This window comes from Mesorhizobium sp. WSM4898, from assembly GCF_029625845.1.
GTDB lineage: Bacteria > Pseudomonadota > Alphaproteobacteria > Rhizobiales > Rhizobiaceae > Mesorhizobium.
This window is the reverse complement of record NZ_JARTVQ010000003.1, coordinates 605,195-631,736: the sequence shown is the minus strand read 5'-3', so window position 1 is coordinate 631,736 and position 26,542 is coordinate 605,195. Positions and strand designations below refer to the sequence as shown.

Here is a 26,542-nt window from a genome sequence, read left to right as displayed (position 1 = left end):
GCCCCTGAAGCTTGCGCGACTGTCGGCTTCGTTTAGGAAATCCCGAACCTCGGACTGGAGCGGGCATGATTCGTCTCATCGGCTATTTCTTCGGCATCGGCACGACGCTGGCGCTGCTGGTCGCTGCGGGCCTTGCCATCTACATCGGCCATCTGACGAAGGATCTGCCCGACTACGAGGTTCTGGCCAAATATGAGCCGCCGGTGACGACGCGCATCCATGCCTCGGATGGCTCGCTGATGGCCGAATATGCTCGCGAGCGGCGCCTTTATCTGCCGATCCAGGCGATCCCGGACCGCGTCAAGGCAGCCTTCATGTCGGCCGAGGACAAGAACTTCTATAACCATCCGGGCATCGACATCACCGGCCTCGGCCGCGCCATCATCGTCAATCTGCAGAATTTCGGCTCCGGCAGGCGTCAGGTCGGCGCCTCGACGATCACGCAGCAGGTTGCAAAGAACTTCCTGCTGACCTCCGACCAGACCTACGAGCGCAAGATCAAAGAGATGATCCTGGCCTTCCGCATCGAACAGGCCTATTCGAAGGACCGCATCCTCGAGCTCTATCTCAACGAGATCTTCTTCGGCTTCGGCGCCTATGGCGTGGCCGGCGCCGCGCTGACCTATTTCGACAAGTCGGTCAACGAACTCACCGTCGCTGAAGCCGCTTACCTTGCTTCGCTGCCCAAGGGCCCCAACAACTATCATCCCTTCAAGCATGCCGACCGGGCGATCGAGCGCCGCAATTGGGTCATCGATCAGATGGTCGAGAACGGCTACGTCACGCGCGAGGAGGGCGACAAGGCCAAGGCCGAGCCGCTCGGCGTGAAGCCGCGCCGCAACGGCTCCTACCTGTTCGCGGGCGAGTATTTCACCGAGGAGGTGCGCCGCCAGATCATCGCCCGCTACGGCGAGAATGCGCTCTATGAGGGCGGCCTGTCGGTGCGCACCACGCTCGATCCGAAAATCCAGCTCATCGCCCGCAAGGCGATGCAGAACGGATTGCTGAAATACGATACGCTGCGCGGCTATCGCGGACCGGTGACCCATATCGACGTCTCCGGCGACTGGGGCGTGCCGCTCGGCGCGGTCAAGGGGCTGGAGGACGTGCCGGAGTGGACGCTCGCCGTCGTGCTTGACAGTTCTGCCGACGGGCTGACGATCGGCATTCAGCCGGCGCGCCAGGTCTCCGGCGACCTCGTCAAGGACCGCGTCGAGGGAACAGTCAGCAAGGACGACATGGGCTTTGCCATGCGCCATTTCGTCAACGGCAAGTCCGTCCGGGCGAAATCTCCGGCGGAAGTGCTTGAACCCGGCGACGTCATCTTCGTGCAGAAGAACGAGGGATCCGACAACGCCTATAGCCTGCGCCAGGTGCCCGAGGTCGAAGGCGGTCTGGTAGCCATGGACCCGCATACCGGGCGTGTGTTGGCCATGGTCGGCGGCTTCTCCTACGCGCAGTCGGAGTTCAACCGCGCTACCCAGGCGATGCGCCAGCCGGGCTCCTCGTTCAAGCCGATCGTCTATTCGGCGGCGCTCGACAACGGCTACACGCCGGCTTCCGTGATCATGGACGGGCCGATCACCATCCAGAGCGGCAACACGACCTGGACGCCGAAGAACTATGACGGCACGGCCGCCGGCCCGGCCACCTTGCGCTCGGGCATCGAGAAGTCGCGCAACCTGATGACGGTGCGGCTGGCCAACGACATGGGCATGAAGCTGGTCGTCGAATATGCCGAGCGTTTCGGCGTTTACGATCATCTTGCGCCCTATCTGCCGATGGCTCTGGGCTCCGGCGAGACGACGGTCATGCGCATGGTGTCGGCCTATTCGATCATGGCCAATGGCGGCAAGTCGATCAAACCGTCGCTGATCGACCGCATCCAGGATCGCTACGGCAAGACCGTGTTCAAGCAGGACGAACGCGGCTGCGAGGGCTGCAACGCCGCCGAATGGAAGAACCAACCCGAGCCGGAACTGGTCGACAATTCCGAGCAGGTGCTCGATCCGATGACCGCCTACCAGATCACCTCCATGATGGAGGGCGTGGTGCAGCGCGGCACCGGCGCCACCATCGCCGAGCTCGGCCGCCATATCGCCGGCAAGACCGGAACCACCAATGACGAGAAGGACGCCTGGTTCATCGGCTTCACGCCGAACCTCGTCGTCGGCCTCTATATGGGCTACGATACGCCGCGCGGCCTGGGCAAGGGGGCCACGGGTGGTGGCCTCGCCGCGCCGATCTTCAAGGACTTCATGCGCGTCGCGCTCGACGGCACGCCCAATGTCGACTTCCAGGTTCCGGAAGGCATGAAGCTGATCGCCATCAACCGCAAGACCGGCATGCGCGCGGCCGAAGGCGACCCCAACACCATCATCGAGGCGTTCAAGCCCGGCACCGGCCCGGCCGACAGCTATTGGGTCATCGGCATGGGCGCGGACGGCTCCAATGGTGCCGGCGGCGCGCTGTCGCCGCAGGCCAATCAGGCCATCCAGGACGGTGGCGGCGGCCTTTACTGACTTCCCCAGGTTTCGAATGGGCCGGCAGCTTAACGCCGGCCCATTTCGCTTTACAGGCGTCGGTGCCGTGCCTATGTATCGCGCCGATTCCGAAAAGAACGACAAGAACAGGACAGAACGAAGAGCCATGCGCGCGGAAACGCAGAACATTGTCGACGAGATCAGGCAGGCGATAACCCTGCTGAGGAGGCATCTTTGACTGGGATCCGGCCCTCAAGCGGCTTGAATATCTGAACTCGCGCGCGGAGGATTCCAGCCTCTGGAACGACCCTGCGGAAGCGCAGAAGCTGATGCGGGAGCGCCAGAGCCTCGATGAGGGGATCGCGGCGGTCAAAGGCCTGACCCAGGCGCTCGAGGACAATATCGGCCTGATCGAACTCGGCGAGGAAGAGGGCGACGAGGGCGTCGTCGCCGAAGCCGAAGCGGCGCTGCGTTCGATGCAGGGCGAGGCCAAGGCCCGTCAGGTGGAGACCCTGTTGTCGGGCGAGGCGGACGCCAACGACACCTATCTTGAAATCCATGCCGGCGCCGGCGGCACCGAGAGCCAGGACTGGGCCTCGATGCTCTTGCGCATGTACACGCGCTGGGCCGAGCGGCGCCGCTTCAAGGTCGAGGTGCTGGAAGTCCATGAAGGCGAAGAGGCCGGCATCAAGTCGGCCACCGTGCTCATCAAGGGGCACAACGCTTATGGCTGGCTGAAGACGGAATCCGGCGTTCACCGCCTGGTGCGCATCTCGCCCTACGACAGCAATGCGCGCCGCCACACCTCCTTCGCCAGCGTCTGGGTCTATCCCGTCATCGACGACACGATCGAGATCAACGTTTCGGAATCCGACGTGCGCATCGACACCTATCGTTCGTCCGGCTCGGGCGGGCAGCACGTCAACACCACCGACTCGGCGGTCCGCATCACCCATCTCGCGACCGGCATCGCAGTTGCTTGCCAAGCCGAACGCTCGCAGCACAAGAACCGGGCCAAGGCCTGGGAGATGCTGCGCTCGCGGCTCTACGAGGAAGAGCTGAAAAAGCGCGAGGCCGTGGCGAACGCCACCGAGGCGTCGAAGAGCGATATCGGCTGGGGCCACCAGATCCGTTCTTACGTCCTCCAACCCTATCAGCTGGTGAAGGATCTGCGCACCGGCGTCGAAAACACCAGCCCGTCAAGCGTGCTCGACGGCGATCTCGACGAATTCATGGAGGCCTCGCTGTCGCATCGCATCGAGGGCGGTGCAGGTGAGGCGAAGGCGGACCTCGACTAGGTATTCCGAGAACTTTCCGCCGGGTGGCGGCTGGCAGGGGGTGAGACCTTGGCAAATCCGGAAAAGGCAGGTGCTCGTACGCTTGCCGGGCAATGCTTCTGCGGCACCGTCCGCTACGAGGTGACCGATGAATTCGCCTACGCGGTGAATTGCCATTGCTCGAACTGCCGCCGTACCACAGGGTCGGCTTTCAAGCCCATTGCCGGCATCGCGCGCGACAAGTTTCATCTCATCGCGGGCGACGACAGGCTGCTGATCTATGGCGATGCCGGCGGCCACGACGCGCATTGCGGGCAGTGCGGCTCCTTGCTCTACTCCTTGGTGCGGGAGGGTGCCTACGTCCATGTTGCCATGGGAACCCTGACGGGCGATCCGAGCATTCGCCCAAGTGCACATATCTTCGTCGGTTCCAAGGCGCCATGGTTCACGATTACGGACGACCTGCCGCAATATCGTGAACATGTCACCGGCTGACGGTCGGAACTTCCGTCGGCAGAATTTCGTTCTTAGGCACCCCTGGTCGCAGGCTTGTCGTAGTTATTGTTAACCAAGTCGGCGCACCCTTTTCTGCGGCCGCTGCTGAACCCCGGTGCGATTCCGAGGGCACGCCCAGTTCTTGCGCCGGCCAAGGAATCAGCCCAGCATTCGGGCTGGGTATAGAAGCATGTATGGCCGGACGCGGCATATCTGCGACTGACGATCCGGCCACTGGGAAGACACGTTCCGGGAACGGGCAAGCGACAAAACGCTTGATGCTCGAAAGGAACGCTTCGATGTCTGCTGCCAAGTCAAGATCGGCCCGAGCCGTTCGCCCGGCCGGCCGGCTCCTGTTTTCCCTGTTCGCCACCTTCGGGACCATGATGCTGACCGCTACTGCCGTCGCGCACGACGCCAAACCTACGGCGGTGCTTCCGCAAGCCTGGAGCTATCCCTTTGCCTGCTGCGCCAACTACGACTGCAAGGAGGTGCCACAGACATCGATCGGCGAGCGGCCGGAAGGCTATGTGATAAAAGGCACGGGCGAGGTGGTCGCCTACAGCGACAAGCGGGTCAAGGATTCGCCTGATGGCGAATATCACTGGTGCGCGCACCAGGCCGGATTGGACGCCGGCAAGACCATCTGCCTGTTCGTGCCGCCGCCCTCTTACTAGGATTGCCGCGGCCAGGCAGTGCCATGTGAGCTCTCGACCGGGCGCTGCCGCGCCTGCTGACGAACGGTTGTCAGGACGACGTCTTTATGTTGCCTTGCTGCCACAGAAGTTCCGCCGCGTCTTCCGCACGGAACTGTGCGGGGCGGGCGGCGGACAACGGAGAGATCCATGATCATCAAGGGAAGCTGCCACTGCAAGGCCACGACTTTCGAAGTCTCCGAGGCGCCGCAGACGGTGACGCAATGCACGTGCTCATTCTGCTCCAAGCGCGGGTCGCTCTGGGCCTATTACGTCCCGTCGCAATTCAAGCTCACCAGCCCGCCTGAGAACGTCTCCTTCTACCGCTGGGGCTCGAAAACCATAAAGCATGGTTTCTGCTCGACCTGCGGCTGCCCCACCTTCACCGAAACGCCGGACTGGTCGACGGGCCAGCCCGACTTCGACAACCCGAGGATCAGCGTCAACTCTCGCCTGTTCGACGACTTCGACCTGGACAGGGTCGAAGTGGTGGTGATCGACGGCAAGAACCTCTGGTAGCTTTGCCGTTCCGCTTTTTGCCGCAATTCATGGTACAACGCGTGCGGAAGGGCTGATTTGGCGCGGCTGCAACGGCCGCGATTTGGAGAGGGACAATCTTATGAAGAAGACCGTGCTCGTCGTCGTGGCGACGGCTGTGCTCGTGAGCGCCTGCACCACCACCGATCCGTATACCGGCGACCAGAAGATCTCCAACACCGCGGCCGGCGCCGGCCTCGGCGCGTTGGCGGGTGCCAGCCTTGGTCTGCTGGCCGGCGGCAACGACCGCCGCAACGCGCTGATCGGTGCGGGCATCGGCGCCCTTGCTGGCGGCGCGATCGGCGCGACGATGGACCAGAACGAGGCCGAGCTTCGCCGTCAGCTGCAGGGCACCGGCGTCAGCGTCACCCGCAGCGGCGACCAGATCATTCTCAACATGCCGTCCGACATCACCTTCAACGTCGACCAGGACGCGGTGAAGCCGGGCTTTTATCCGGTGCTGAACTCGGTGGCGCTGGTGCTGAACAAGTTCCGCCAGACGACCGTCGACGTCTTCGGCCACACCGACTCGACCGGCGGCGACGAGCACAATTTCGACCTGTCGCAGCGCCGTGCGCTGGCCGTCGCCAACTACCTGTCGGGCCAGGGCGTCGATTCCCGCCGCTTCGCCGTCACCGGCTTCGGCAAGACACGTCCGGTTGCTTCCAACGCGACGGCTGCCGGTCGCGCCCAGAACCGTCGCGTCGAGATCCAGCTGTCGCCGCTGACCTGATAGAAGCTGCTGCCAGGAGAACTACTCTACTATGCAAAACGGCCCCGCGAGGGCCGTTTTGTTTTTGACCTCGAGATGGGAAAAGCCGTCGGGGCCTTAGCTAGTTCTAATTGATGCCTTTCCATCGCCTTGGAAAGGACTAGCATCGACGCTGTCCAGCGGGGATGAGGCGGTACAACCGGCCGCGCAATCAGCATTTTTCCGCCTCGGTCTTGCACGGCCAGTTCAAGAATCTGGGAGGAATGCATGACAAGAACGACTCGTCTTGGGCGCTGCGGCGTCCTCGTTTTGACTGGCCTCTTGGGCGCATGGGTTGGAGCCGCCACGGCCCGGGCCGAAGACGCCAACAAGGCCGACATCGAAGCTCTGAAAAAATCGCTGGCCAAATATGAGGACTACACGGCCGCCGTTCGCGACCTCTATCTGTCGACCGTCGGCTGCGTCTATTACTCGGGCGAGAAGATTCCGGGCACGATGGAATATCCGAAGGGCGCCATGGGCATCCATTTCGTCAACGTTCCGAGCGTCGGCCAGAAGCTCGACCCGATGAAGCCCAACGTGCTCATTTACGAACCGACCAAGAAAGGCTTGAAGCTGGTCGCCGTAGAATGGCTGGTGCCCTTGACCCCGGATGTCAAGGAACCACCGAGCCTATTTGGCCAGAAATTCATGGGCCCGATGGAGGGGCATTATCCGCTCATCCCGAAGGAGTTCGTCCATTACGATCTTCACGCCTGGCTGTTCAGGGACAATCCGAACGGCATGTTCAGCCCGACGAATCCGAAGGTGAAATGCAGCGACGCCGAGTTTCCGATGCTGGAGAAGCCGACCAAGATGATGCCCGGGCCGATGTAGGCGGCAGCAGGACAATCCCGGCAAAGCGCTTGTATCCTTCGAGCGAAGCGGCAGTAGAGGAACGGCCCCATTCGGGGCCGCCTCGTTGTTGCCGACGCGGTATTGAGGTCAGACCTTCGCGACGATGCGCATGAAGGCGGGCACGTCATCGCCGAAGCCGACGGTCGCGTCGTCCTCTTCATGGCGGTGGCGGCCAGGGCGGCTGTGGTCGCGCTGAGGACGGGAAGCCCCGCGCTGCTCGTTGCGGTTGTCGAAACCCTTGCGGTCGTTCTCGGAACGGATCGCATCCTTGCGGGCGCGGCGCTCGGCAATGTCGGCAATCTCGGCCACCGGCTGCTCTTCGCGTGGTGTCTCCGGCGTCTCGTCGTCGCTGTGCCTGGCGTGGCGGTCCGCGCTTTTCTTGCGCTCGCCACGGCTCTTGCGGTCCTCATCCTTGCGACCGGCGCGCCGCGGCCACGGCGAGGCGCTTCTTCGCCTTCGCTCTCGGCGACCGTTGACAGGTCGCCGTCATGCCATTCGATCTTGGTGCCAATCAGCTTTTCGATGGCGTCGACATATTTGGTGTCGGAGCGCGTCGCGATGGTGAAGGATTTTCCGGAGCGGCCGGCCCGGCCGGTGCGCCCGATACGGTGGACATAATCCTCTGCATGGATCGGCACGTCGTAGTTGAAGACGTGGCTGACGTCTGGAATATCGAGGCCGCGGGCGGCGACGTCCGAGGCGACGAGGTAACGCAGCTTGCCATCGCGGAAATTGGCAAGCATCTGCATGCGGGCGCGCTGATCCATGTCGCCATGCAGCGCGCCGGCGTCGAAATCATGCTTCAGCAGCGAGCGGAAAAGCTCCGACACTTCGACCTTGCGGTTGCAGAAGATGATGGCGTTCTTCAGATCGGACTCTTCGGCCCGCATGAGATTGCGAAGCGTCTCGCGCTTGTCCCACGGCTTGGAGCCTGACTTCACCAGGCGCTGCGTGATGCTGGTCGCGGTGGAAGCGGCTCTGGATACCTCGACGCGCACCGGCGCATGCAGGAATTTCTCGGTGAGCTTGGTGATTTCCGGCGGCATGGTCGCCGAGAAGAACAAGGTCTGGCGCGTGAACGGGATCATCTCGCAGATGCGCTCGATATCCGGGATGAAGCCCATATCGAGCATACGGTCGGCCTCGTCGATGACGAGGATCTCGACGCCGTTGAGCAAGAGCTTGCCGCGCTCGCGGTGGTCGAGCAGCCGGCCGGGCGTGGCGATCAGCACATCGGCGCCGCGCTCCAGCTTCTTGTCCTGCTCCTCGAAGGAGACGCCGCCGATCAGCAGCGCGATGTTGAGCTTGTGGTTCTTGCCGTATTTGACGAAGTTTTCCTCAACCTGGGCGGCGAGCTCGCGTGTCGGCTCGAGGATCAGCGTGCGCGGCATCCGGGCACGCGCACGGCCCTTTTCCAGCCGGGTCAGCATCGGCAGCACGAAGGAAGCGGTCTTGCCGGTGCCTGTCTGCGCAATGCCCAACACATCCTTCCCGAGCAGCGCATGCGGAATGGCGCCGGACTGGATCGGGGTAGGCTTGGTGTAGCCGGCATCGGTGACTGCGGAGAGGACCTTCGGCGACAGGCCGAGGTCTGTGAACGTCAACGCTTCTTGAGCGGTCTGAGTGTCTGCGGACAAGTTGTGGCTGTCTTTGGCTGGTTCGGGAAAAATCGCAACACGCGTTGCGGCGGGCGCCGCGCGCCTGCAAGATCGGGTTGCAGTTAGGCGCAAGTCCGCGATTTGTCAACAGAAACGGCCGGGAATCCGGCGGATTGTGAACACGTAACCTTAATTGCGATGCTTAATCGGGGTTATTGTCTTCTACCGGCTCAATAGCGGAATTGCTCGGCAAGAATACGCTCGTTCCATGAATGATTGGGATCGAACAGCAACGTCGCCGTCGCGGTCGGCGATTCCCGCACCGTGACAGAGGCGATCGCCTTGACCTCGGTGTGGTCGGCGGCGGCGTTCACCGGGCGCTTTTCCGACTCCAATATGTCGAAGCGCACGATCGCTTTGTTGGAGAGCAGCGCGCCGCGCCAGCGCCGGGGCCGGAAGGGGCTGACCGGCGTCAGCGCCAAAAGCGGCGCGTCGAGCGGTAGGATCGGCCCGTGCGCCGACAGATTGTAGGCTGTCGAACCAGCGGGTGTCGCGATCATGACGCCGTCGCAGTTCAATTCCTCCAGCCGCACCTGCTCGTCGACGGTGATGCGTATTTTCGCGGTCTGATAGGATTGGCGCCAAAGCGCCACTTCGTTGATCGCCAGCGCCGAGATCGTTTCGCCCTCGTGAGTCACCGCCTGCATTTCCAGTGGGCGGATCGTCTCGGATACCGCTTTCGAAATGCGTTCATCGAGACCGCCGGCGCGATATTCGTTCATCAGGAAGCCGATGGTGCCACGGTTCATCCCGTAGACCTTCTTGCCCGTGCTCATCGTGTCGCGCAGCGTCTGCAGCAGGAAGCCGTCACCGCCGAGCGCGATGATGATCTCCGCCTCGGCGACAGGTATTTGCCCATAGCGCGCCGACAAGGTTTCCAGCGCCGCGCGGGCGTCGTCGGTGTCGGAAGAGACGAAGGCGAAACGGCTGGTTTCTTTGCTCATGGATCCCGAACGGCGACCGCTACCGCCTGCCGGTCGCGCAGGCGACGGCGTAGCATGCGCCGACCGCATCTGCAAAGGGCGGTGCGCGCCGCCAGGCGGATAGGCGTTGGCGCTCGCGCTTCGTGACAGCCATGCAACGAATGTGATGGCTGCAAATGGTTAAGACCAGGCTTAAACACTCGTAAAGCCGGATCGATCATGTTAGCCGGCAGTGGATGGGTTGGCGGGGGCTGGCCAGTCGAGAGACCTGTCTATTGCCGGTGACGCGTCTGATAATAGTCTTCCTGATGATGGGAAGTTTCGCCCTCATGTTCGCCGAGCTTGTGCGCCACTCGGAGGAGATGAGCCAGCGGCCGCATCCGACGGCCTCCCGCTGCGGCGACGCCGCCGGGATGCCCTGTCCGCAAAGGGCGCTTTAAAGCGCTAGCGGTTCTGCAGCAGGTGACAGCCCGCCTGCCGCTTCTGCGCGAGATACTCGTCGATCACCTGGCGGTAGCGCACCTTGCCGAAGCTCGGGAAATGGCCGCCATGCACGACCGAGACGTCGAGGTCGCGCATGGCAAGCAGCGTCTCGACATAGTCGCCGATATCGGAGTGGTAGACGCCGTCGATCAGCGGCCCGTCATAGACGATGTCGCCGGACAAGAGGATGCGGGTCTTTCGCTCGTAGAGCGCGATGCCGCCGGGTGAGTGGCCAGGCGTGTGGATGACCTCGAAGGCACGATCGCCGAGATCGACAACGTCGCCCTGCTCAAGCAGCCGGTTGGCCGGCGCAGGCGGGATGCGGTAGCTGGCCGTATCCCATCCGTCGGGCATGCCGTCGAACATCTCGTCTGTCGCGTAGCGGTCGGCGACCGTCCACTCGTTGCGCGGATCCGCGAGGATTTTGGCTTCAGCCGAATGCACGCAGCGATCCGGAAATTCGTGGTGGCAGCCGATGTGGTCGAAATGCGTGTGGCTGGCGACGCAGACAAGCTTGCGTTCGGTGACCAGCGGCACATGGCGCCGCAGGCTGACATGGCCGAGGCCGGTATCGAACAAAAGATCGCGGTCGCGGCCGCGCACATGCCAGATGTTGCAGCGGAAGAACGGCTTTATCCATGGCTCATGGATGAGCGTGACGTCGTCGCCCATGCGGATGGCCTCGTACCAGTCCGGAGCCTCGATGACCGGAAGCATGCTCATTGGATCAGTCCGCCAGCAGGATGATGTCTTGAGCATTGCATGAAACCGCGACCGTGTCGCCGGCCTGGACGGTCGCGGGAGCTGGTGCCTTGGCGATGAACTGCAATGTAGGATCCTGCGCCGAGGTGGCGAGCACCCGCTTGAAGCTCCCTTGGAAAACGACGTCGCTCACTTTGGCGGTGCCGAGCGCGACGTCGCCTTTCGCTCCCGCAAGGATGAGGTGCTCGGGCCGGATGGCAAGCGCCACAGCCGCGCCAGCCGGCGCAGTGCCGGGCAGCGAGATCGGCCCGAGCCTGGTCGCGACTTCGACGCGTCCATCCTGCGTTTCGCCGGCTTTGCCTGCGAGAATCGTGCTTTCGCCCATGAAGGTCGCCGAGAAGCGAGTCTTCGGCCGCGCATAGACCCGCTCGGGCGCGCCTTCGTCCTCGATGCGCCCATCATTCATCACCACGCAATGGTCGGCCAGCGCCATCGCTTCTTCCTGGTCGTGCGTGACATGGACGAAAGCGGTGCCGACCCGCTTCTGGATCGCTTTCAACTCGTCCTGCATCTGCCGGCGCAGCTTAAGATCCAGCGCGCCGAGCGGCTCGTCGAGCAACAGCACCGCCGGCTCGATGACCAGCGCGCGCGCCAGCGCGACGCGCTGGCGCTGGCCACCGGAGAGCTGGTGCGGCTTCTTGTCGGAGGAGTCTGCAAGCCCGACGAGGGCGAGCGCTTCGCGTGCCTTTGCCGTCCGCGTCGCGCCATCGACGCCCTGCATGCGCAGCCCGAAGCCGACATTCTTACCGACGCTCATATGCGGGAACAGCGCGTAGTCCTGGAAGACGGTCGTCGTCGGGCGCTTGGCCGGCGGCACGGCGGTGCAATCCGCGCCGCGAATGAACACCTCGCCTTCGCTGGGGGTGACGAAGCCGCCAAGGATCGAAAGCAGCGTCGTCTTGCCGGAGCCGGACGGGCCGAGGAGGATCGTGTAGCTGCCGGGCTCGATCGCGAGCGAGACGTTCTTCAAAACGGCGAGGAGGCCGAAACGATGCGAGACGTTGCGGATGTCGACCAATGGGGCGCTCATGCCGGCTTTCTCCGCAGCAGGGTCAATTCGAACAGCACCACGAGCACAATCGAGACCGCAAAGACCAGCGAGCCGACGGCATTGGTCTTGGGATTGAGGCCGGAGCGCAAGAGGTTCCAGATCTCGACCGGGAGCGTCGTCTCGAATCGGGTGAGCAGGAAGGAGATGACGAACTCGTCCCAGGAGAAGGTCATCGACAGGAAGAAGCCGGCGAAGATCGCCGGCGCCATGAGCGGCACGGTGATCATCAGCAGCACCTTCCATTCGGGAGCGCCGAGGTCGCGCGCGGCGCGCTCGATGTTGATCTGGTGGTCGCCCATCTGGCTGTAGATGATGGCGAAGCAGAGCGGCAGGTTGATCACCACATGACCGATGCCGGCGGCGATGAGCGATTTCGGCACGCCGGCCCAGTTGAACAGCACCAGCAGCCCCATGCCGATGATCAGATAGCTGACGGTGAGCGGCAGCGTGATCAGCCCGCGCAGCAGGGCCGAGCCCGGCAGCACGAAGCGCGCGAAACCCCAGGCGGAAAGGAAGCCGAGCGTGACGGATGCGAGCGAGGACAGCACCGCCACCAGCAGCGAATTGACCAGCGCGGAGGTGAGGCGTGCATCGGACAGCACCGCCTGGTACCAGCGCAGCGACGGGCCGGTGAAAGGCGGGATGGGGAAAGAGGTCGCCTGCAGCGAGAACAGTATCAGCACGACCACCGGCAGGAAGATGAAGCCGTAGACGGCGATCGCGTAGAGCCAGGCAGCGAGGCGGACGGCAGCACGCATGGTCAAGCCCGCTCGATCTTCAGCCAGCGGGCGCAGGCGAGATAGGCGACGGTGACGACGGCCATCAGGATGATCGAAAGCGCCGAGGCCAGCGGAAAATCGCCGCGCCGGCCGATCTGCATCATGACCAGTTGCGGCATGAGCAGCTCGTTGTTGCCGCCGAGGATCTGCGGCGTGATGTAGTCGCCGATGCAGAGTACGAAGGTGAGGAAAGCCCCGACCATGATACCGGGCAGGGTCAGCGGCAGCACGACATGCAGGAAGGTCCGCACCGGCCCGGCACCGAGGTCGGCGGCCGCCTTGCGATAGCTCGGGCTGAGTTGTTTCAGATTGGCGAAGATGGTGAGCGTCAGCAGCATGACGAAGAAGTGGACGAAGCCGGTGACGGTAGCGAACCGAGTGTTCGCAAGCTGCAGCGGCTCCGCGACCAAGCCGATGCCGGTGAGCGCCCGATTGATGACGCCGTTCTGCGCCAGCACGAGCAGCCAGGAATAGGAGCGCACGACGTAAGACGTCCAGAACGGCAGCACGGCGAGCATCAGTGCCAATCGCTGCCAGCGCTCCGGTACTTGTTCGGCGAGGATCCAGGCGAATGGGTAGGCGAGCACGATCGAAATCACGGTGACGATTGCGGTCACCTGCAGCGAGTTCACCATCGCCCGCCAGTAGGATGGATCGGTGAAGAACTGGCTGTAATTGGCCAAAGTGAAGCCGCCGCCTTCATGCGCCGTCAGGCTCGACAATCCCATGGCGACGAAGGGCAGCACGAAGAACAGAAGCGTCCAAGCCAGCGCCGGCGTGACCAGCGCCCAGGGCAGGGCACGCGGGCTACCTCCGGAACCGCTCATCGGCCGATTACTGTGCCTGCAGCATTTCGGTCCACATGTCCTGCATCTTCTTGTCGAGATCGGCGTTCGGCGCCGGATAGGCCTGGGCGCGGGCGAGAAAGCCGGGCTGCTCGTCGAAGCGCAGGATCTTCTTCTGCTCGTCGGTGAGCGCTGCCTTCTTGTTGGACGGCATGCCCCAGTAGCAGGAGGAGGTGGCAAGGCGCGCCTGGCCTTCCGGGCTCAGGATGTACTGAATGAATTTTAGCGCCATGTCCTTGTTCTTGGATTCCTTGAACATGGCAAGCGATTGCGACCACAGCACCGCGCCTTCCTTGGGGATCGAGAAGTCGAGCGCCGGGTTTTCCTTGGCGAGCCCCGCAGTTACCCACTCGCCGCCGCCGACAAGGACGTCCACCTCGCCGGTCGCAAGCGCGGTCTGGCTGGCGGTGACTTCCCCGACCAGCTTGGCGTTGGCCTTCATCTTGAGCAGCTCGGCCTTGAGAGCGGGCAGGTCTGCCTCGGTGAGGTCGGCCGTCTTCTTGCCGATCGCCAGAGCCGCCATGCCGATGACCGGCAGGTAATAGTCGTAGATCGCGATCTTGCCCTTGTATTTGTCGCTGGTCAGCGAAGCCAGCGACTGCATGTCGGCCGGATCGACCTTGGTCTTGTTGAAGCCGATCGTGTTGTAGCCGAACTTTTCGGTGATGCCGTAGCGCTTGCCGTCGACCACGGTGGACTTGTCCATCTTCACTTCCGGAAAGAGGTCGGCGAAAGGCAGCTTGTCCTCCGGCAGCGGCTCGAACAGGCCTTTCTCGACACCGCGCGGTACGTCGATGGAATCGATCACCATCACGTCCCAATCGCCCGGCTGCGACTGATCGACGATCGCGAGCCCTGCGCCTGTGCCCTCGAATTCCTTGACGTTGACCTTGACGTTGTTGGCCTCCTCGAAGGGCTGCAGCAGCGCCGGATCGGAGTGGTCGCACCAGATCAGCGCGTTGAGATCGGCGGCCTGAGCGCCGCCAGCGGCGAGCAGTGCCACAGCAGCGCAGGCGGCTCCGAGACGGGACTTCAGGCTGGAAAGCGGATTCCGGACAGTCATCGAGTGTTCTCCCTGCCTTGCTGGCTTGTTGAGGAAAAGTTGAACCAATTCTAAAATTGAGTCAATTATGATTTTGTGGCAGAGAGGCCGATATGAGCGGATTGCGCGCACGGCAGAAGGCGGACAGGCACCGCCGCATCATCGATGCGGCGACGGAGCTTTTCCGTGAGGCCGGCTATGAAGGCGCCAAGATCGAGGCCATAGCTGCGCAGGCAGAGGTCTCGATCGGCACGATCTACAATTACTACCAGAATAAGGGTGACATCCTCGGCGCCATCGTCGCTATGGAGGTCAACGAGGTGCTGAATGCCGGGCAAGGCGTGGTCGGCAGCCCGCCGGCCGATGTCGGCGACGCGCTCGACAGGCTGATCGGCATCTATATCGAGCACTCGCTCAATTACCTGAGCAAGGAGATGTGGCGGCAGGCGATGGCAATCTCGACCCAATTGCCCGACAGCCCTTTCGGCCAGGCCTATACCGCGCTCGACCGCGCCTTGACCGAACAGATCCGGGCGCTGATCGCCCGCCTGCAGGAGATCGGCCTGGTGCGGTCAGACATCGACGGCCCAGCGGTGGGCGAGTTGATCTTCAACAACATGAACATGATGTTCATCGAGTTCGTGAAGCGCGACGAGGCGAAAATCCCGGAGCTGCGCGCGGCGATAAAGCGGCAGAACCGGATCTTGGTGGCTGCGATCGGCGTATAGAAGATCAAGAGCGAGCGGGTAGAGGGCTTTCAGCAAAGCGCTGCGGCCGAACTACTCAGTGACGGTTGATCAGCCACAGAATGGTCGAGAGAAAGACACTGATCAGAATTCCCGTGGTGATGGGGAAGTAGAGCCTGAAATTCTCGCGCTCGATCACGATATCACCGGGCAACCTGCCGAGGCCGATCCTGGTCACCCATGGCCACAGCAGGCCAGCGGCAACTATGCTGAGGCCAATGACGATCAGAGTTCGCGACATGGCAGCACCTGCCGGAAATAGCGCATTGCCAGAATATAGTGATGCTTCGAAAGCTGGCAGAGCGAAGGATGGTGCCCCCGGCAGGGATCGAACCCGCGACCTTCGGTTTACAAAACCGCTGCTCTACCAGCTGAGCTACAAGGGCACGGCGCTCCGGTAGCACATTTCGTGCGCCAGTAAAGACAAAACTCCGTTTTGGGTTGCTAATGGACCGCTTGGCTTAGTCGGCATGCTGAAAAGAGGCGCGCCGCTTCCTACATCTCTGTCGGGTGCAATCGCGTCGAACGGGGTGTCGCATGATCAGATTCGTCATCATCCTACCGCTCATCGTCGTGACCTGGCTTCTCCTGATGAAGGCCGTCAGCGATCTGAAGAAGGCCAACATCGACTGGACGGGCGTCACCACGATCATCGGCTTCATCGTGCTGGCCTTCTGGCTGCGGCACGTGACGGGAATGGGGTGAAGGGGAGTGAATGGTTAATGGTGAAAGGCGGCGTTTTCTCGACCATTCACTCATTCACCCATCCATCGAACCTTTTGCCGCCGCTCCGCCACAACTGATCACCAGAGGCGAATGGTCGCCTCGATCAGAGATAGGAGCAGTCCCGAAAGATTTGAGCCGCTTCCGGGCACTCAAAAAAATCAGAAAAAAACTTCGAACCTTTTCCGCGCTGCAACGACAGATGATCAAGAGGCGGATGGATCGCCTCGGTCAGGAACCAAGGAGATCATCATGTTCAAGCGCACGCTCGTTTCGACCCTTATCGCCACCTCTGTCGCCGCCGGCACGCTGGCCGGCACCGTCCAGCCTTCGGCCGCTCACGACCATCATCACCGCCGCGAGCTCGGCATCGGCATCGCCGCCGGCGTTGGCGGCTTCGTCCTGGGCAACCTGCTCGCTCAGCAGCCGCGGACGGTCTATGTCGAGGATGGCTACCACGGTTCCTGGCATGTTCGCCGCTGCATGGCCCGCTATGCCAGCTACGATCCGGGCTCGAACACCTACATCGGCTACGACGGCTATCCGCATTACTGCCGCCTCTGAGAGCAATTCCAGGAAAAGCGCATAGCGGTTTTCCGTCCGGAATTGCGTAAAACAGAGGAGAGCCACCGTCCGGAAAGGGGGCTTCGCGGCCCCTTTTTCGTTTGGTGCTACGAAGTCTTGGCCTCGATCGCCAATCCCGCGCTGCGGCAAACGCCGGCAACGGCAAGCCCGGCATTAGACGTTTCACCGCTCATCGCGACAAGTTCGAAGCTGTTTCCGGCATCCGGGTTGACCTTGGCAATGAAGGCTTTGCCGTCGCTGGAGCCGCCGGCCGAGCGCTTGTCGTCGACAAAGCCGCAAACCACGATCTCATGGCGGCCGTTCAACGTCCGCTCACCGGCAAGCATCGTCCCGAACTTCGCCGAGACTGGACCCTTCAAGTGCTGGCGGACGCCGGCGGTAATGATCTCCTCGAGGGCAAGCGAGATCGGTATGGAATCGACGCGCTGCCCGTTCGAGTCCGGCACCGGTGTCGTGGCAGCGCATCCGCAAAGTGAAGCGGCGAGCAATAGTTGAACCGTTTTCCGCATCCACGCCCTTTCGCATGCATTCGAACGCCTCGGCAAGACGGCAGGGCCTATGCAGCCGAGGGTGTACAGCGATACGTTTAGTCCGGCCGTCCCGAGATGGTGGCCAAGAGCGCGCTGCCCGGCGCATGACGCCGGGGTCATGCGCAAACAAAAGCTGTCGCAGTCAGTAGACTTTCACGCCGCCGATCATCTTCGTCACCTCGGCCGCGGCCTCGCGCACCAGCGGACCGATCTCGGCCAGGCGCTCGGGCGTCACCCGCACCGTCGGGCCGGACACGGAAACGCCGCCGATCGGCTCGCCGAACTCGTTGAAGATGGCAGCGGCGACGCAGCGCATGCCGGGATGGCGTTCCTCGTCGTCGACCGACCAGCCGCGATGCTTGATGGTCGCCAGATCATGAGCCAGCGCCGAGATGTCGGAGAGCGTCTTGTCGGTGAAGCGCTGCAGGCCGGCCTTGCGCAGGATGGCGGCGACCCGCTCCGGCTCGAGATGCGCCAGCACCGCCTTGCCGATGCCTGATGCATGGAAGGAACTGCGCGTGCCCGGCCGGAAGAAGGCCCGGATCGCCTGATGCGTCTCGACCTGACTGACGAAAACCACGCAATCGTCCTCGGCGACGCCCAGATTGGCGGTCTCGCCGGTCTTTTCCATCAGTTCCTGCATGACGATGCGGGCGCGGTCGACTAGCTTGCGGCGGCGCAGGAAGGCGGCGCCCATGCGGTAGGTCTCGACGCCGATCGACCAGAGCTGGTCGGTCGAGTCGAACTCGACCATGCCGTGGTTCTCCAGCGTCGTCAGCATGCGGTAGGCCGTTGAGGCGGCGATGCCGCTGTGCGCCGCGATCTCGCTCAAGGACAAGCCGCTGGCGTCCGCGACGATCGCCAGGATGCGCAGCGCGCGGTCGAGCGACTGCACCGAAGCCGCTTCCTGCGGGCCGTTGAAGGCACGCGGCCGGCCGCGTTGGCGTTTTTCCGTGGTTTCCATGCACGCATTCTCCGCAATTTCGCGCGGAGCGCAATGAAAAAGTTTTTCACTAGCCCGTCGTGGCGATTTTCTGGAAAAGGAAAAGATCAGTGAATTCAGCCAGGTACAACAGTTTCCCAGAAATGAAAAAATATTCTGAAAAAATTGAAAAATCGGGAACGCGCTGGCATTCTGAAGCCAATCAACGAAGTGGAGGCTGAACATGGCCAGGATGCGCGCTGTCGACGCGGCGGTTCTCGTTCTAGAAAAGGAAGGCATCACCAATGCCTTCGGCGTGCCGGGCGCGGCGATCAACCCGCTCTATTCGGCGCTGAAGGCGCGCGGCACCATCCGCCACGTTCTCGCGCGCCATGTCGAGGGCGCCTCGCACATGGCTGAAGGTTTTACCCGCGCCAAGGCCGGCAATATCGGGCTCTGCATCGGCACCTCAGGTCCGGCCGGCACCGATATGATCACCGGGCTCTATTCCGCCTCGGCGGATTCCATTCCCATCCTCTGCATTACCGGGCAGGCGCCGCGCGCTCGCCTCAACAAGGAGGATTTCCAGGCCGTCGACATCGCTTCGATCGCAGCACCCGTCGCCAAATGGGCCGTCACCGTCATGGAACCCTATCTGGTTCCGATGGCGCTGCAGAAGGCGTTCCACCTGATGCGCACCTCGCGACCTGGCCCGGTGCTGATCGACCTGCCGCTCGATGTGCAGCTTGCCGAGATCGAATTCGACATCGAGGCCTATGAGCCGCTGGTTCCCTTCAGGCCGGCAATGACGCGCGCCCAGGCCGAAAAGGCTTTGGCAATGCTCAACCAGGCGCAAAAGCCGCTGATCGTCGCCGGCGGCGGCATCATCAACGCCGATGCTTCCGATTTGCTGATCGAGTTCGCCGAAGTCACCGGCGTGCCGGTCATTCCGACGTTGATGGGCTGGGGCGCGATCCCCGACGATCACCGGCTGATGGCCGGCATGTGCGGCCTGCAGACGTCGCACCGTTACGGCAACGCGACAATGCTTGAAGCCGACTTCGTCTTTGGCATCGGCAACCGCTGGGCCAATCGCCACACCGGGTCGGTCGACGTCTACACCAAGGGCAAGAAATTCATCCATGTCGACATCGAGCCCACTCAGATCGGCCGCGTCTTCGCGCCGGATCTCGGCATCGTCTCGGATGCGGGCGCGGCGCTGAAGATGCTGCTCGACGTCGCCACCGAGTGGCGTACGGCCGGCAAGCTGCGCGACTGGTCGGGCTGGGCGAAGGAATGCCAGCAGCGCAAGAAAACCATGAAGCGCAAGACGCATTTCGAGCAGGTGCCGCTGAAGCCGCAGCGCGTCTATGAGGAGATGAACAAGGCTTTTGCCCGCGACACCACCTATGTCACCACGATCGGCCTGTCGCAGATCGCCGGCGCGCAATTCCTGCATGTCTACAAGCCGCGCAACTGGATCAACTGCGGCCAGGCCGGCCCGCTCGGCTGGACGCTGCCGGCCGCGCTCGGCGTGCGCGCCGCGGATCCCGATCGCGCCATCGTCGCGCTCTCCGGCGACTACGACTTCCAGTTCATGATCGAGGAGCTGGCGGTCGGCGCGCAGCACAACCTGCCTTACATCCACGTCGTCGTGAACAACGCCTATCTCGGGCTGATCCGCCAGGCGCAGCGCGGCTTCTCGATGGACTACGAGGTGAGCCTCGCCTTCGAGAACGTCAACCGGGCAAACGATCCCGAGGCCGGCTACGGCGTCGACCATGTCGCGGTCGCCGAGGCGATGGGCTGCAAGGCGGTTCGCGTGCGCAAGCCGGAAGAGTTCGCCGGCGCCTTCAAAGAGGCTGAGCGGCTGATGAAGGACCACCAGGTCCCGGTCGTTCTCGAATTCATCCTTGAACGTGTCACCAACATTTCCATGGGCACCGAAATCGACAAGATCACCGAATTCGAGGAGCTTGCCGAAAGCCACGAGGATGCGCCGACGGCGATCGTGATGCTCGATTGAAGTCCGGCGGAAAGAAGGAGCAAAAGAATGCCGCGTTTTTCAGCCAATCTTTCGATGCTCTTCGGGGAGCACGATTTCCTAGACCGTTTCGATGCCGCTGCCCGCGCCGGCTTCAAGGGCGTCGAATATATCGGGCCGTACGACCATGCGCCGGACGTTGTTGCCGCTCGCCTCAAGAAGAACGGCCTGACGCAGGTTCTCTTCAACCTGCCGGCCGGCGACTGGGCAAAGGGCGAGCGCGGCATTGCCGTGCTGCCCGACCGCGTGCCTGAATTTCGCCAGGGCGTCGCCAAGGCGATCACTTATGCGCACGCGCTTGGCTGCGAGCAGGTCAACTGCCTCGCCGGCATCGCGCCGCAGGGTGCCGATCGCACTACTTTGGAAAACGTCTTTGCCGAAAATCTCGCTTTCGCGGCCGAAAAGCTGGAGCAGGCCAGCATCAAGCTGCTGATCGAGCCGATCAACACTCGCGACATTCCGGGCTTCTTCCTGAATTACACCGATCAGGCGCTGGCGCTCATCGACCGCATCGGCTCGAAGAACCTGTTCCTGCAATACGACATTTATCACATGCAGATCATGGAGGGGGATCTCGCCCGTACCATCGAGGCAAACCTTGGCCGCATCGCGCATATCCAGCTTGCGGACAATCCCGGCCGTCACGAGCCGGGGACGGGCGAGATCAATTATCCCTTCCTCTACGACCATATCGACCGGCTCGGCTATTCCGGCTGGATCGGCGCCGAATACAAACCGAAGGCCGGCACGGAGGTGGGACTCGGCTGGTTCCGGCAGTTCGCCGGGCAGGGGAGTGCGGCGGCTTAGGCGCTTCTCAACCAGCCTCGGCGCTGCCCCTCACCCTTACCCCCTCCCCGTGAAAAACGGGGGAGAGGGGGGTCGCCAGCGCTGGAGCGTGTCCCTTCTCCCCATCCTTCACGGGGAGAAGGTGCCGGCAGGCGGATGAGGGGCGGCGCCAGCCTTCGATCCATTCGGACAAAGACCTTCAGGAGACCGCAAAATGGAAACCATCGGCTTCATTGGCCTCGGCATCATGGGCGCGCCGATGGCGGGGCATCTGCTCGACGCCGGCTACCCGGTCATCGCCAGCGACCATCGCTCGAAGCCGCCGGCCGCTCTCGCGGCCAAGGGGCTGAAGACCGTCACCGGCCACGACGCGGTGGCCAGCGCCGCCGACATCATCATCACCATGGTGCCCGACACGCCGCAGGTGGCGGATGTGCTGTTCGGCGAAAACGGCGTCGCTTCAGCTCTGTCGAAAGGCAAGCTCGTCATCGACATGAGCTCGATCTCGCCGATCGCCACCAAGGACTTCGCCAAGAAGATCAACGATCTCGGCTGCGACTATCTCGACGCGCCGGTATCCGGCGGCGAGGTCGGCGCCAAGGCAGCCTCGCTTACCATCATGGTCGGCGGCGAGGACAAGGCGTTCGAGCGCGCCAGGCCGGTGTTCGAGAAGATGGGCAAGAACATCACGCTGGTCGGGCCGAACGGCGTCGGCCAGACCACCAAGGTCGCCAACCAGATCGTCGTGGCGCTCACCATCGAGGCGATCGGCGAAGCCCTGGTTTTCGCCTCGAAGGCCGGCGCCGATCCTGCAAAGGTTCGCCAAGCCCTGATGGGCGGTCTCGCCGCCTCGCGCATCCTCGAAGTGCATGGCGAGCGCATGATCAAGCGCACCTTCGCGCCCGGTTTCCGCATCGAACTGCACCAGAAAGACCTCAACCTCGCGCTGGAAGGCGCCAAGGCGCTCGGCGTTGCGCTCCCCAACACCTCGACGACGCAGCAACTGTTCAATTCCTGCGCCGCCAATGGTGGGGCGAAGGAGGATCACTCGGCGCTGGTCAGGGCGCTGGAGCGGATGGCGGGCCACCAAGTGGCCTAGCGAATAGGGAGTAGCGAATAGGGATTTGCAGGCCGACGGGCCGCCGTGTCTCGGCTATTCGCTATTCGCTATTCGCTATAAATTTCCTGGCCGCATAAAGGCTCACCGCCGCGGCGTTGGAGACGTTGAGCGAGCGGATGGCGCCGGGCATGTCGAGGCGGGCAAGCGCCGTCACCGTCTCGCGCGTCTTCTGGCGCAAGCCCTTGCCCTCGGCGCCCAGAACCAGCGCAATTTTTCCTCCGGCGAAGCTCTTTTCCAGCTCCGACGGTCCCTCGGAATCGAGCCCGATCGTCTGGAAGCCGGCATCGTGCAGTTGACCCAGCGCGTCGGCGAGGTTTTTCACCTCGATCTGGTCGATGTGCTCCAGCGCGCCCGAGGCCGATTTCGCCAGCACGCCCGATTCCTGCGGGCTGTGGCGGGCCGTCGTGATCAGCGCGCCGGCGCCGAAAGCCACCGCCGAGCGCAGGATAGCGCCGACATTGTGCGGGTCGGTGACCTGGTCGAGCACCAGCACCAGCTTTGTGTCGCCGAGCGTGTCAAGGCGCTTGGGTTTAAGCGGTTCCGCCTCGATCAGCACGCCCTGGTGCACGGCGTCCGAGCCGGTGATTTTGTCGATATCTTTCGGCTCGACCAACTCGGCCTTGAAGGGCAGGGCGGCAAGATCGCCGATCGCCAGACGCTCGGCGGCGTTGCGGGTCACCAGCATTCTTTTGATCTTGCGTCGCGGATTGTCGAGTGCGGCCCGCACCGTGTGCAGGCCGTAAAGCCGCACCAGTCCGTCGGCGGGGCCTTCGCCTGGCGGCACCGGTTGGCGCGGCCGGAATGCCGGCGCGCCGCCCGCCTTCTGGTCGCGATGCGCGCGCCTCAGCTTGGCGTAGTGGGTATCCTTCGGGGTGCCCGGTTTGCTGCTTTTGCTGTCGCTCATGCCGGCCTCTATAACCGTCCCGGCCGGCTAAGGATACGGGCTGCGGCGACGAATGCCGAACATCCTCGAAAAACCCTGGCCGCGCCGGTTGACACCCACCGGCCTTGCCGCCATAAGGCGCATCGCTGATTTCGGAGAAGATCCTTACTCGGGCTCCGGGTCGGCTGAAATGCCTCGTTGCATGGCTCCGGCGGCAGACTGGAGAGGTGCCCGAGTGGTTAAAGGGGACGGACTGTAAATCCGTTGGCTTAGCCTACGTTGGTTCGAATCCAACCCTCTCCACCACTGCCGGCCCGGTAGCCCTGAAACGAAAAAGCACCGGAAGTGTGCCGCTGTTTCCGGGGCTAGCGCAGGCGGGTATAGCTCAGTGGTAGAGCAGCAGCCTTCCAAGCTGAATATGCGGGTTCGATTCCCGCTACCCGCTCCAGATTTTCTTCGTCGTAGGCCTCAAAAGAAAAACGCCGAGCACCCGTGGCGCGCGGCGTGTTCGATCTGCCTTGTGCTTAGCTGTTGAAAGCCGATGTCACCTGATGTTGCGGCGGGACTTGGCCGTTCGGCGTCAGCTTGTCGACAACGCCGGGCAGCGCCGTGGACAATTGCTGCAGCAGCTCATGCTCGTTCATACCGGTACGTTGCGCGATCTCGCGGATCACCGCCGGCCCCAGCGCCGAGCCGAGATCGTTGGCGTTGATCGGCTGGTTCTGGCCGGTGCTGACCCAGGAATCGGCAACGTTGCCGTGGCCGGAGTCTCGCAGTCTGTCGAGCAGCCCGCCCAGTCCGCCGAGCAGGCCGCCATCGGCGGAGGTTCCGGCGGGAGTTGGGGCGGGGGCCTCACCGTCGGCCGGCTGTTCCTCGCTTCTGCCGCTCAGCATCTTGCCGACCAGCAGTGCGCCGAGCGCGATCATCAGGGGTTTGGTGATGTTGCCGCCGGGAACGGCGTTGTCAAAAAGGCCCATCATGGATCTCCTATCAACCAAGTCCACCCGTCGCCAGAATGGCGCAACCGGGGGGATTTTCAAGCTGTCTTGAGCTTTTCACCATCATATGAAAATGATTGGCACCGGGGGGAATTGGAGGGAAGAAATGGGCATCATCAGCTGGATCATTCTCGGCGCGATCGCCGGCTTCATCGGCAGCAAGATCGTCAACAAGACCGGTCAGGGCTTGATCATGGACATCGTGCTCGGCATCGTCGGCGCTATCGTCGGTGGCGTGATCTTCAGCGCCTTCGGCGCATCGGGCGTCACCGGCCTCAACATCTGGAGCCTGATTGTGGCCGTCATCGGCTCGGTCGTCGTGCTCTGGGCCTATCACCAGTTCTCCGGCAGGCGCACGCTGTAGAACGGTCGAACGATCGGCGAAACCACGGCTCGATCGCCGTGGTGGGATCGTCAGCCGAGCGCTGGTCGTCGAACGCGACCGCGCTGCTTATTGGCATTGGATGGCGTGGGGCGGAACGGCGATGGCGGTCCAGATTCAAGGCCTTCCGGTCACCTATTATCCAATCCCGAAAAGCGGCACCAGCAGCGTCAAATACGCGCTGATGGCGCTCGGCGGCAAGGAAGCCGTTCTGCTTGACCCGGACAACGACGTCCACAGTCAAATTGCAACCAATTGGGCCGATCCGTTCGAGCCGGTCTATGACGGGCTCAGCGGCAAATTCACGATCGTTCGTGATCCGCTGGAGCGGCTGCTCTCGGCTTATTCCAGCAGGATATTGGACACCGATGTCCTACGGTCACGCTCGCCCAACCTCGAGTTGCTCGAGAGCTTTGGGCTGCCGACCAATCCGGATCCCGATACCTTCATCCTCAACATCGAAAAATACTGCGCATGCTCAGGGGACATCCACTTTCACGTCGCCTCGCCACGCCGGTTCATCGGTTCCAGCCTGTTCCTGTTCGAGCACGTCTTCAAATTCGAGGACATGGACAAGGTCGGCGCCTTCCTGTCCACGGTCAGCGGCAAGACAGTCTCTATGCCGCGGCTGCAGGCAGCCCGGGGCAAGGTCAGTCCCTCGGATCTTTCCCCCGCGGCGTTCAGAAAGGCGATGCGCTTCTGCCGCTACGACTACGGTTTCCTTGTCGACTATTACGATCCGGCACGATGGGGAGGCATCCCCCAAGGCGATCCCGATGAGACGTCCTCGCTGCATGTCGCCGGCGATCTGACCGCTTTTCGCAACGGCCGTCTGGTCTACCCGCGGACGCTGCGCAACCTCGTCGGATTCCTTGCCAAACGTCCGTTGAAGAAAAGGGTGGGGCTGTAGCGTTCAGCTTTTCAGTCCGGACGACCTCAGGCCACAACGCTCAAGCGCCTCCTTCGCTCGTCGAGCGACACGATGGCGAGGCCGCTGCCGATCACCAGGAGAATGCCGCAGACGGCGAGCGTGTTGGGGAGCTGCCCGAACACCAAAAGGCCGGAAATCACCGCCCAGACGGTGAAGCAATAGTAGAAGGGCGCCACCGCGCTTGTCGGTCCGACGCGATAGGCCATGAAGATGAAGAAGTGACCGAAGATCAGGAACAGGCCGGCGCCGGCAAGCAAAAGGAGATGACGGCCCTCCGGCATCACCCACTGTTCCGAGACAAGGTGTGCGACACCTGAGCCGAGCAGCACGACAACCACGGCGGAGATGGCGACGATCATGCCGGGCACCTCGGCGCCCACCTTACGTCCGGCGAGGTCGCGCGCCGCGGCCAGGGCCGCGTTGCCCAGCGCCAGCAAGGCATAGATGGAAATGCCCTGCATCGTCGGTTGCGCCACCATGACGGCGCCGACAAAGCCTAGGCTAATCAGCGCCATTCGCACGGCGCCGATCTTCTCGCCGAAAAGGAGCGAGGACCCGACCAGCACGATGAGCGGCGTGATCTGCCCGAGCGCCGTCGAATCGGCGATCGGCATGTTGGCCAACGCCACGACGTAGCAAAGGATCGCCGCCAGCTCGCAAAGGTTCCGGCGCAGCACCTTGCGTTCGAACAGCAGCGGGATCTGCCTGCCATAGCCGAGCATCAGCAGAAGCGGCATGCCCCACAGTGTGGCGGCCGCGCCACGCAGCAGCAGCACCTCATAAGGCGGCAGCCCTGCGGTCGCGAGCTTCATCATCGTGTCATTGACGAGGTAGGATCCCGTCGAGACGATCATGAACAGCGGGCCGCGGATATTTGCCGGAAGGAATTGCATTGGCTGAAGAAATCAGAGGCGGATCGGGGCGGCAATGGGCCAGTTCCGGCCGATCGGGCGTCTACCCGCGCGAAACTGTCGATGAGCTAGCCGAGGCAAGACGCGCGGATTTGAATTCGCCTGTCGCGATCCTATATCCGCGCCATACCCTGAAATCAGATCATTGGTTCGGCTCGAGCGAGAGAACGCTCAACCACAAGGCACTTGTGTTTTGCGGCCGTTGTCGCTAATCGCCCCGCATTCGACTGAACTGAAGGTCAAGGCCGCCCAAGGAAAGAGACTATGGCAAAAGGTAAATTCGAGCGCACCAAGCCGCATGTGAACATTGGCACGATCGGCCACGTCGATCATGGCAAGACG

The 26,542-nt window shown here is 62.8% G+C and carries 27 protein-coding genes, 3 tRNA genes and 2 pseudogenes; 18 read left to right on the top strand and 14 right to left on the bottom strand.

What is annotated here, in order from left to right:
• The first annotated feature begins 65 nt into the window (after positions 1–65).
• From P9228_RS17865 to P9228_RS17835, 7 genes are all read left to right on the top strand, one after another.
• Entirely contained in the window at positions 66–2,522 is a 2,457-nt protein-coding gene (locus P9228_RS17865) for a penicillin-binding protein 1A (RefSeq protein WP_066989516.1), read from the top strand.
• A gap of 127 nt (positions 2,523–2,649) precedes the next feature.
• A protein-coding gene (prfB, locus tag P9228_RS17860; protein WP_278054620.1) for a peptide chain release factor 2 occupies positions 2,650–3,781 on the top strand; the annotation gives its coding sequence in 2 pieces (ribosomal slippage) (positions 2,650–2,715 and positions 2,717–3,781; 1,131 coding nt in all).
• 48 nt (positions 3,782–3,829) lie between these two features.
• Entirely contained in the window at positions 3,830–4,255 is a 426-nt protein-coding gene (locus P9228_RS17855; RefSeq protein ID WP_127240097.1) for a GFA family protein, read from the top strand.
• A 299-nt stretch (positions 4,256–4,554) separates the two neighbouring features.
• Complete coding sequence (locus P9228_RS17850) at positions 4,555–4,932, top strand: hypothetical protein (protein WP_066989898.1); 378 nt, start codon at positions 4,555–4,557, stop codon at positions 4,930–4,932.
• Positions 4,933–5,100: 168 nt separating this feature from the next.
• Positions 5,101–5,469 carry a GFA family protein gene (locus P9228_RS17845; protein ID WP_278054617.1) on the top strand — a complete coding sequence of 123 codons (369 nt, stop codon included), beginning with the start codon at positions 5,101–5,103 and terminating at the stop codon, positions 5,467–5,469.
• Between the two features lie 100 nt (positions 5,470–5,569).
• Entirely contained in the window at positions 5,570–6,220 is a 651-nt protein-coding gene (locus tag P9228_RS17840; protein ID WP_059184805.1) for an OmpA family protein, read from the top strand.
• A gap of 246 nt (positions 6,221–6,466) precedes the next feature.
• Positions 6,467–7,075: a hypothetical protein gene (locus P9228_RS17835; protein ID WP_066989524.1), complete on the top strand. Its 609-nt coding sequence runs from the start codon at positions 6,467–6,469 to the stop codon at positions 7,073–7,075.
• A 108-nt stretch (positions 7,076–7,183) separates the two neighbouring features.
• On the opposite strand, the pseudogene P9228_RS17830 reads toward P9228_RS17835, so the two are convergent.
• From P9228_RS17830 to P9228_RS17800, 7 genes and pseudogenes are all read right to left on the bottom strand, one after another.
• Positions 7,184–8,733: pseudogene (locus P9228_RS17830) on the bottom strand (DEAD/DEAH box helicase).
• A gap of 191 nt (positions 8,734–8,924) precedes the next feature.
• On the bottom strand, positions 8,925–9,698 hold the full coding sequence (locus P9228_RS17825; RefSeq protein ID WP_067321550.1) for an NAD kinase: 774 nt from the start codon (positions 9,696–9,698) through the stop codon (positions 8,925–8,927).
• Between the two features lie 423 nt (positions 9,699–10,121).
• Positions 10,122–10,883 (bottom strand): MBL fold metallo-hydrolase, encoded by a 762-nt coding sequence (locus P9228_RS17820; RefSeq protein ID WP_127217311.1) that lies wholly within the window; start codon positions 10,881–10,883, stop codon positions 10,122–10,124.
• A 4-nt stretch (positions 10,884–10,887) separates the two neighbouring features.
• Positions 10,888–11,952, bottom strand: coding sequence for an ABC transporter ATP-binding protein (locus P9228_RS17815; RefSeq protein WP_127217312.1), 1,065 nt, complete (start codon positions 11,950–11,952; stop codon positions 10,888–10,890).
• Positions 11,949–12,731: an ABC transporter permease gene (locus P9228_RS17810; protein ID WP_278054612.1), complete on the bottom strand. Its 783-nt coding sequence runs from the start codon at positions 12,729–12,731 to the stop codon at positions 11,949–11,951. The genes P9228_RS17815 and P9228_RS17810 overlap by 4 nt, the downstream gene beginning before the upstream one ends.
• Positions 12,732–12,733: 2 nt before the next feature.
• The gene (locus P9228_RS17805) at positions 12,734–13,579 is read right to left on the bottom strand and encodes an ABC transporter permease (protein ID WP_067321534.1); all 846 of its coding nucleotides are present in this window, start codon (positions 13,577–13,579) and stop codon (positions 12,734–12,736) included.
• A 7-nt stretch (positions 13,580–13,586) separates the two neighbouring features.
• The gene (locus P9228_RS17800; protein WP_127241911.1) at positions 13,587–14,660 is read right to left on the bottom strand and encodes a spermidine/putrescine ABC transporter substrate-binding protein; all 1,074 of its coding nucleotides are present in this window, start codon (positions 14,658–14,660) and stop codon (positions 13,587–13,589) included.
• Between the two features lie 92 nt (positions 14,661–14,752).
• Between P9228_RS17800 and P9228_RS17795 the strand changes: the two genes are divergently transcribed.
• Complete coding sequence (locus P9228_RS17795) at positions 14,753–15,367, top strand: TetR/AcrR family transcriptional regulator (protein ID WP_095801323.1); 615 nt, start codon at positions 14,753–14,755, stop codon at positions 15,365–15,367.
• Positions 15,368–15,422: 55 nt separating this feature from the next.
• Here the strand turns inward: P9228_RS17795 and P9228_RS17790 are convergent, their stop codons facing one another.
• A complete protein-coding gene (locus P9228_RS17790; protein ID WP_278054606.1) occupies positions 15,423–15,626 on the bottom strand; it encodes a DUF2905 domain-containing protein in 204 nt (67 codons plus the stop codon).
• Between the two features lie 69 nt (positions 15,627–15,695).
• A tRNA-Thr gene (locus P9228_RS17785) sits at positions 15,696–15,771 on the bottom strand.
• Between the two features lie 151 nt (positions 15,772–15,922).
• Here P9228_RS17785 and P9228_RS17780 point away from each other — a divergent pair.
• Together P9228_RS17780 and P9228_RS17775 are read left to right on the top strand one after the other, a co-directional pair.
• Entirely contained in the window at positions 15,923–16,090 is a 168-nt protein-coding gene (locus P9228_RS17780) for a hypothetical protein (protein ID WP_082953745.1), read from the top strand.
• A 270-nt stretch (positions 16,091–16,360) separates the two neighbouring features.
• Positions 16,361–16,672 carry a BA14K family protein gene (locus P9228_RS17775; protein ID WP_066989901.1) on the top strand — a complete coding sequence of 104 codons (312 nt, stop codon included), beginning with the start codon at positions 16,361–16,363 and terminating at the stop codon, positions 16,670–16,672.
• 107 nt (positions 16,673–16,779) lie between these two features.
• Here the strand turns inward: P9228_RS17775 and P9228_RS17770 are convergent, their stop codons facing one another.
• Positions 16,780–17,139, bottom strand: a complete 360-nt coding sequence (locus P9228_RS17770; protein WP_278054604.1) for a hypothetical protein — start codon at positions 17,137–17,139, stop codon at positions 16,780–16,782.
• Between the two features lie 226 nt (positions 17,140–17,365).
• Positions 17,366–18,187, bottom strand: a complete 822-nt coding sequence (bhcR, locus tag P9228_RS17765) for an HTH-type transcriptional regulator BhcR (RefSeq protein WP_278054602.1) — start codon at positions 18,185–18,187, stop codon at positions 17,366–17,368.
• Between the two features lie 202 nt (positions 18,188–18,389).
• Between bhcR and gcl the strand changes: the two genes are divergently transcribed.
• From gcl to P9228_RS17750, 3 genes are all read left to right on the top strand, one after another.
• Positions 18,390–20,171 carry a glyoxylate carboligase gene (gcl, locus tag P9228_RS17760; protein ID WP_278054600.1) on the top strand — a complete coding sequence of 594 codons (1,782 nt, stop codon included), beginning with the start codon at positions 18,390–18,392 and terminating at the stop codon, positions 20,169–20,171.
• Positions 20,172–20,198: 27 nt separating this feature from the next.
• On the top strand, positions 20,199–20,996 hold the full coding sequence (gene otnI, locus P9228_RS17755; protein WP_067321520.1) for a 2-oxo-tetronate isomerase: 798 nt from the start codon (positions 20,199–20,201) through the stop codon (positions 20,994–20,996).
• A 193-nt stretch (positions 20,997–21,189) separates the two neighbouring features.
• The gene (locus P9228_RS17750; RefSeq protein ID WP_278054598.1) at positions 21,190–22,074 is read left to right on the top strand and encodes a 2-hydroxy-3-oxopropionate reductase; all 885 of its coding nucleotides are present in this window, start codon (positions 21,190–21,192) and stop codon (positions 22,072–22,074) included.
• A gap of 61 nt (positions 22,075–22,135) precedes the next feature.
• Here P9228_RS17750 and P9228_RS17745 read toward each other — a convergent pair whose 3' ends face one another.
• Positions 22,136–22,999, bottom strand: a complete 864-nt coding sequence (locus P9228_RS17745) for an RNA methyltransferase (RefSeq protein ID WP_278054597.1) — start codon at positions 22,997–22,999, stop codon at positions 22,136–22,138.
• 200 nt (positions 23,000–23,199) lie between these two features.
• On the opposite strand from P9228_RS17745, the gene P9228_RS17740 reads away from it, so the two are divergent.
• Positions 23,200–23,284: transfer RNA gene (locus P9228_RS17740), tRNA-Tyr, on the top strand.
• A 68-nt stretch (positions 23,285–23,352) separates the two neighbouring features.
• Positions 23,353–23,426: transfer RNA gene (locus P9228_RS17735), tRNA-Gly, on the top strand.
• A gap of 76 nt (positions 23,427–23,502) precedes the next feature.
• Here P9228_RS17735 and P9228_RS17730 read toward each other — a convergent pair.
• The gene (locus tag P9228_RS17730; RefSeq protein WP_278054596.1) at positions 23,503–23,955 is read right to left on the bottom strand and encodes a YidB family protein; all 453 of its coding nucleotides are present in this window, start codon (positions 23,953–23,955) and stop codon (positions 23,503–23,505) included.
• Positions 23,956–24,082: 127 nt separating this feature from the next.
• Between P9228_RS17730 and P9228_RS17725 the strand changes: the two genes are divergently transcribed.
• Positions 24,083–24,340: a GlsB/YeaQ/YmgE family stress response membrane protein gene (locus tag P9228_RS17725; RefSeq protein WP_066989559.1), complete on the top strand. Its 258-nt coding sequence runs from the start codon at positions 24,083–24,085 to the stop codon at positions 24,338–24,340.
• 121 nt (positions 24,341–24,461) lie between these two features.
• Entirely contained in the window at positions 24,462–25,268 is an 807-nt protein-coding gene (locus P9228_RS17720) for a sulfotransferase family 2 domain-containing protein (protein WP_278054595.1), read from the top strand.
• A 26-nt stretch (positions 25,269–25,294) separates the two neighbouring features.
• Here the strand turns inward: P9228_RS17720 and P9228_RS17715 are convergent, their stop codons facing one another.
• Complete coding sequence (locus tag P9228_RS17715; RefSeq protein WP_278054594.1) at positions 25,295–26,182, bottom strand: DMT family transporter; 888 nt, start codon at positions 26,180–26,182, stop codon at positions 25,295–25,297.
• A 282-nt stretch (positions 26,183–26,464) separates the two neighbouring features.
• Here P9228_RS17715 and P9228_RS17710 point away from each other — a divergent pair.
• Positions 26,465–26,542, top strand: a pseudogene (locus P9228_RS17710) (elongation factor Tu); the annotation flags it as partial.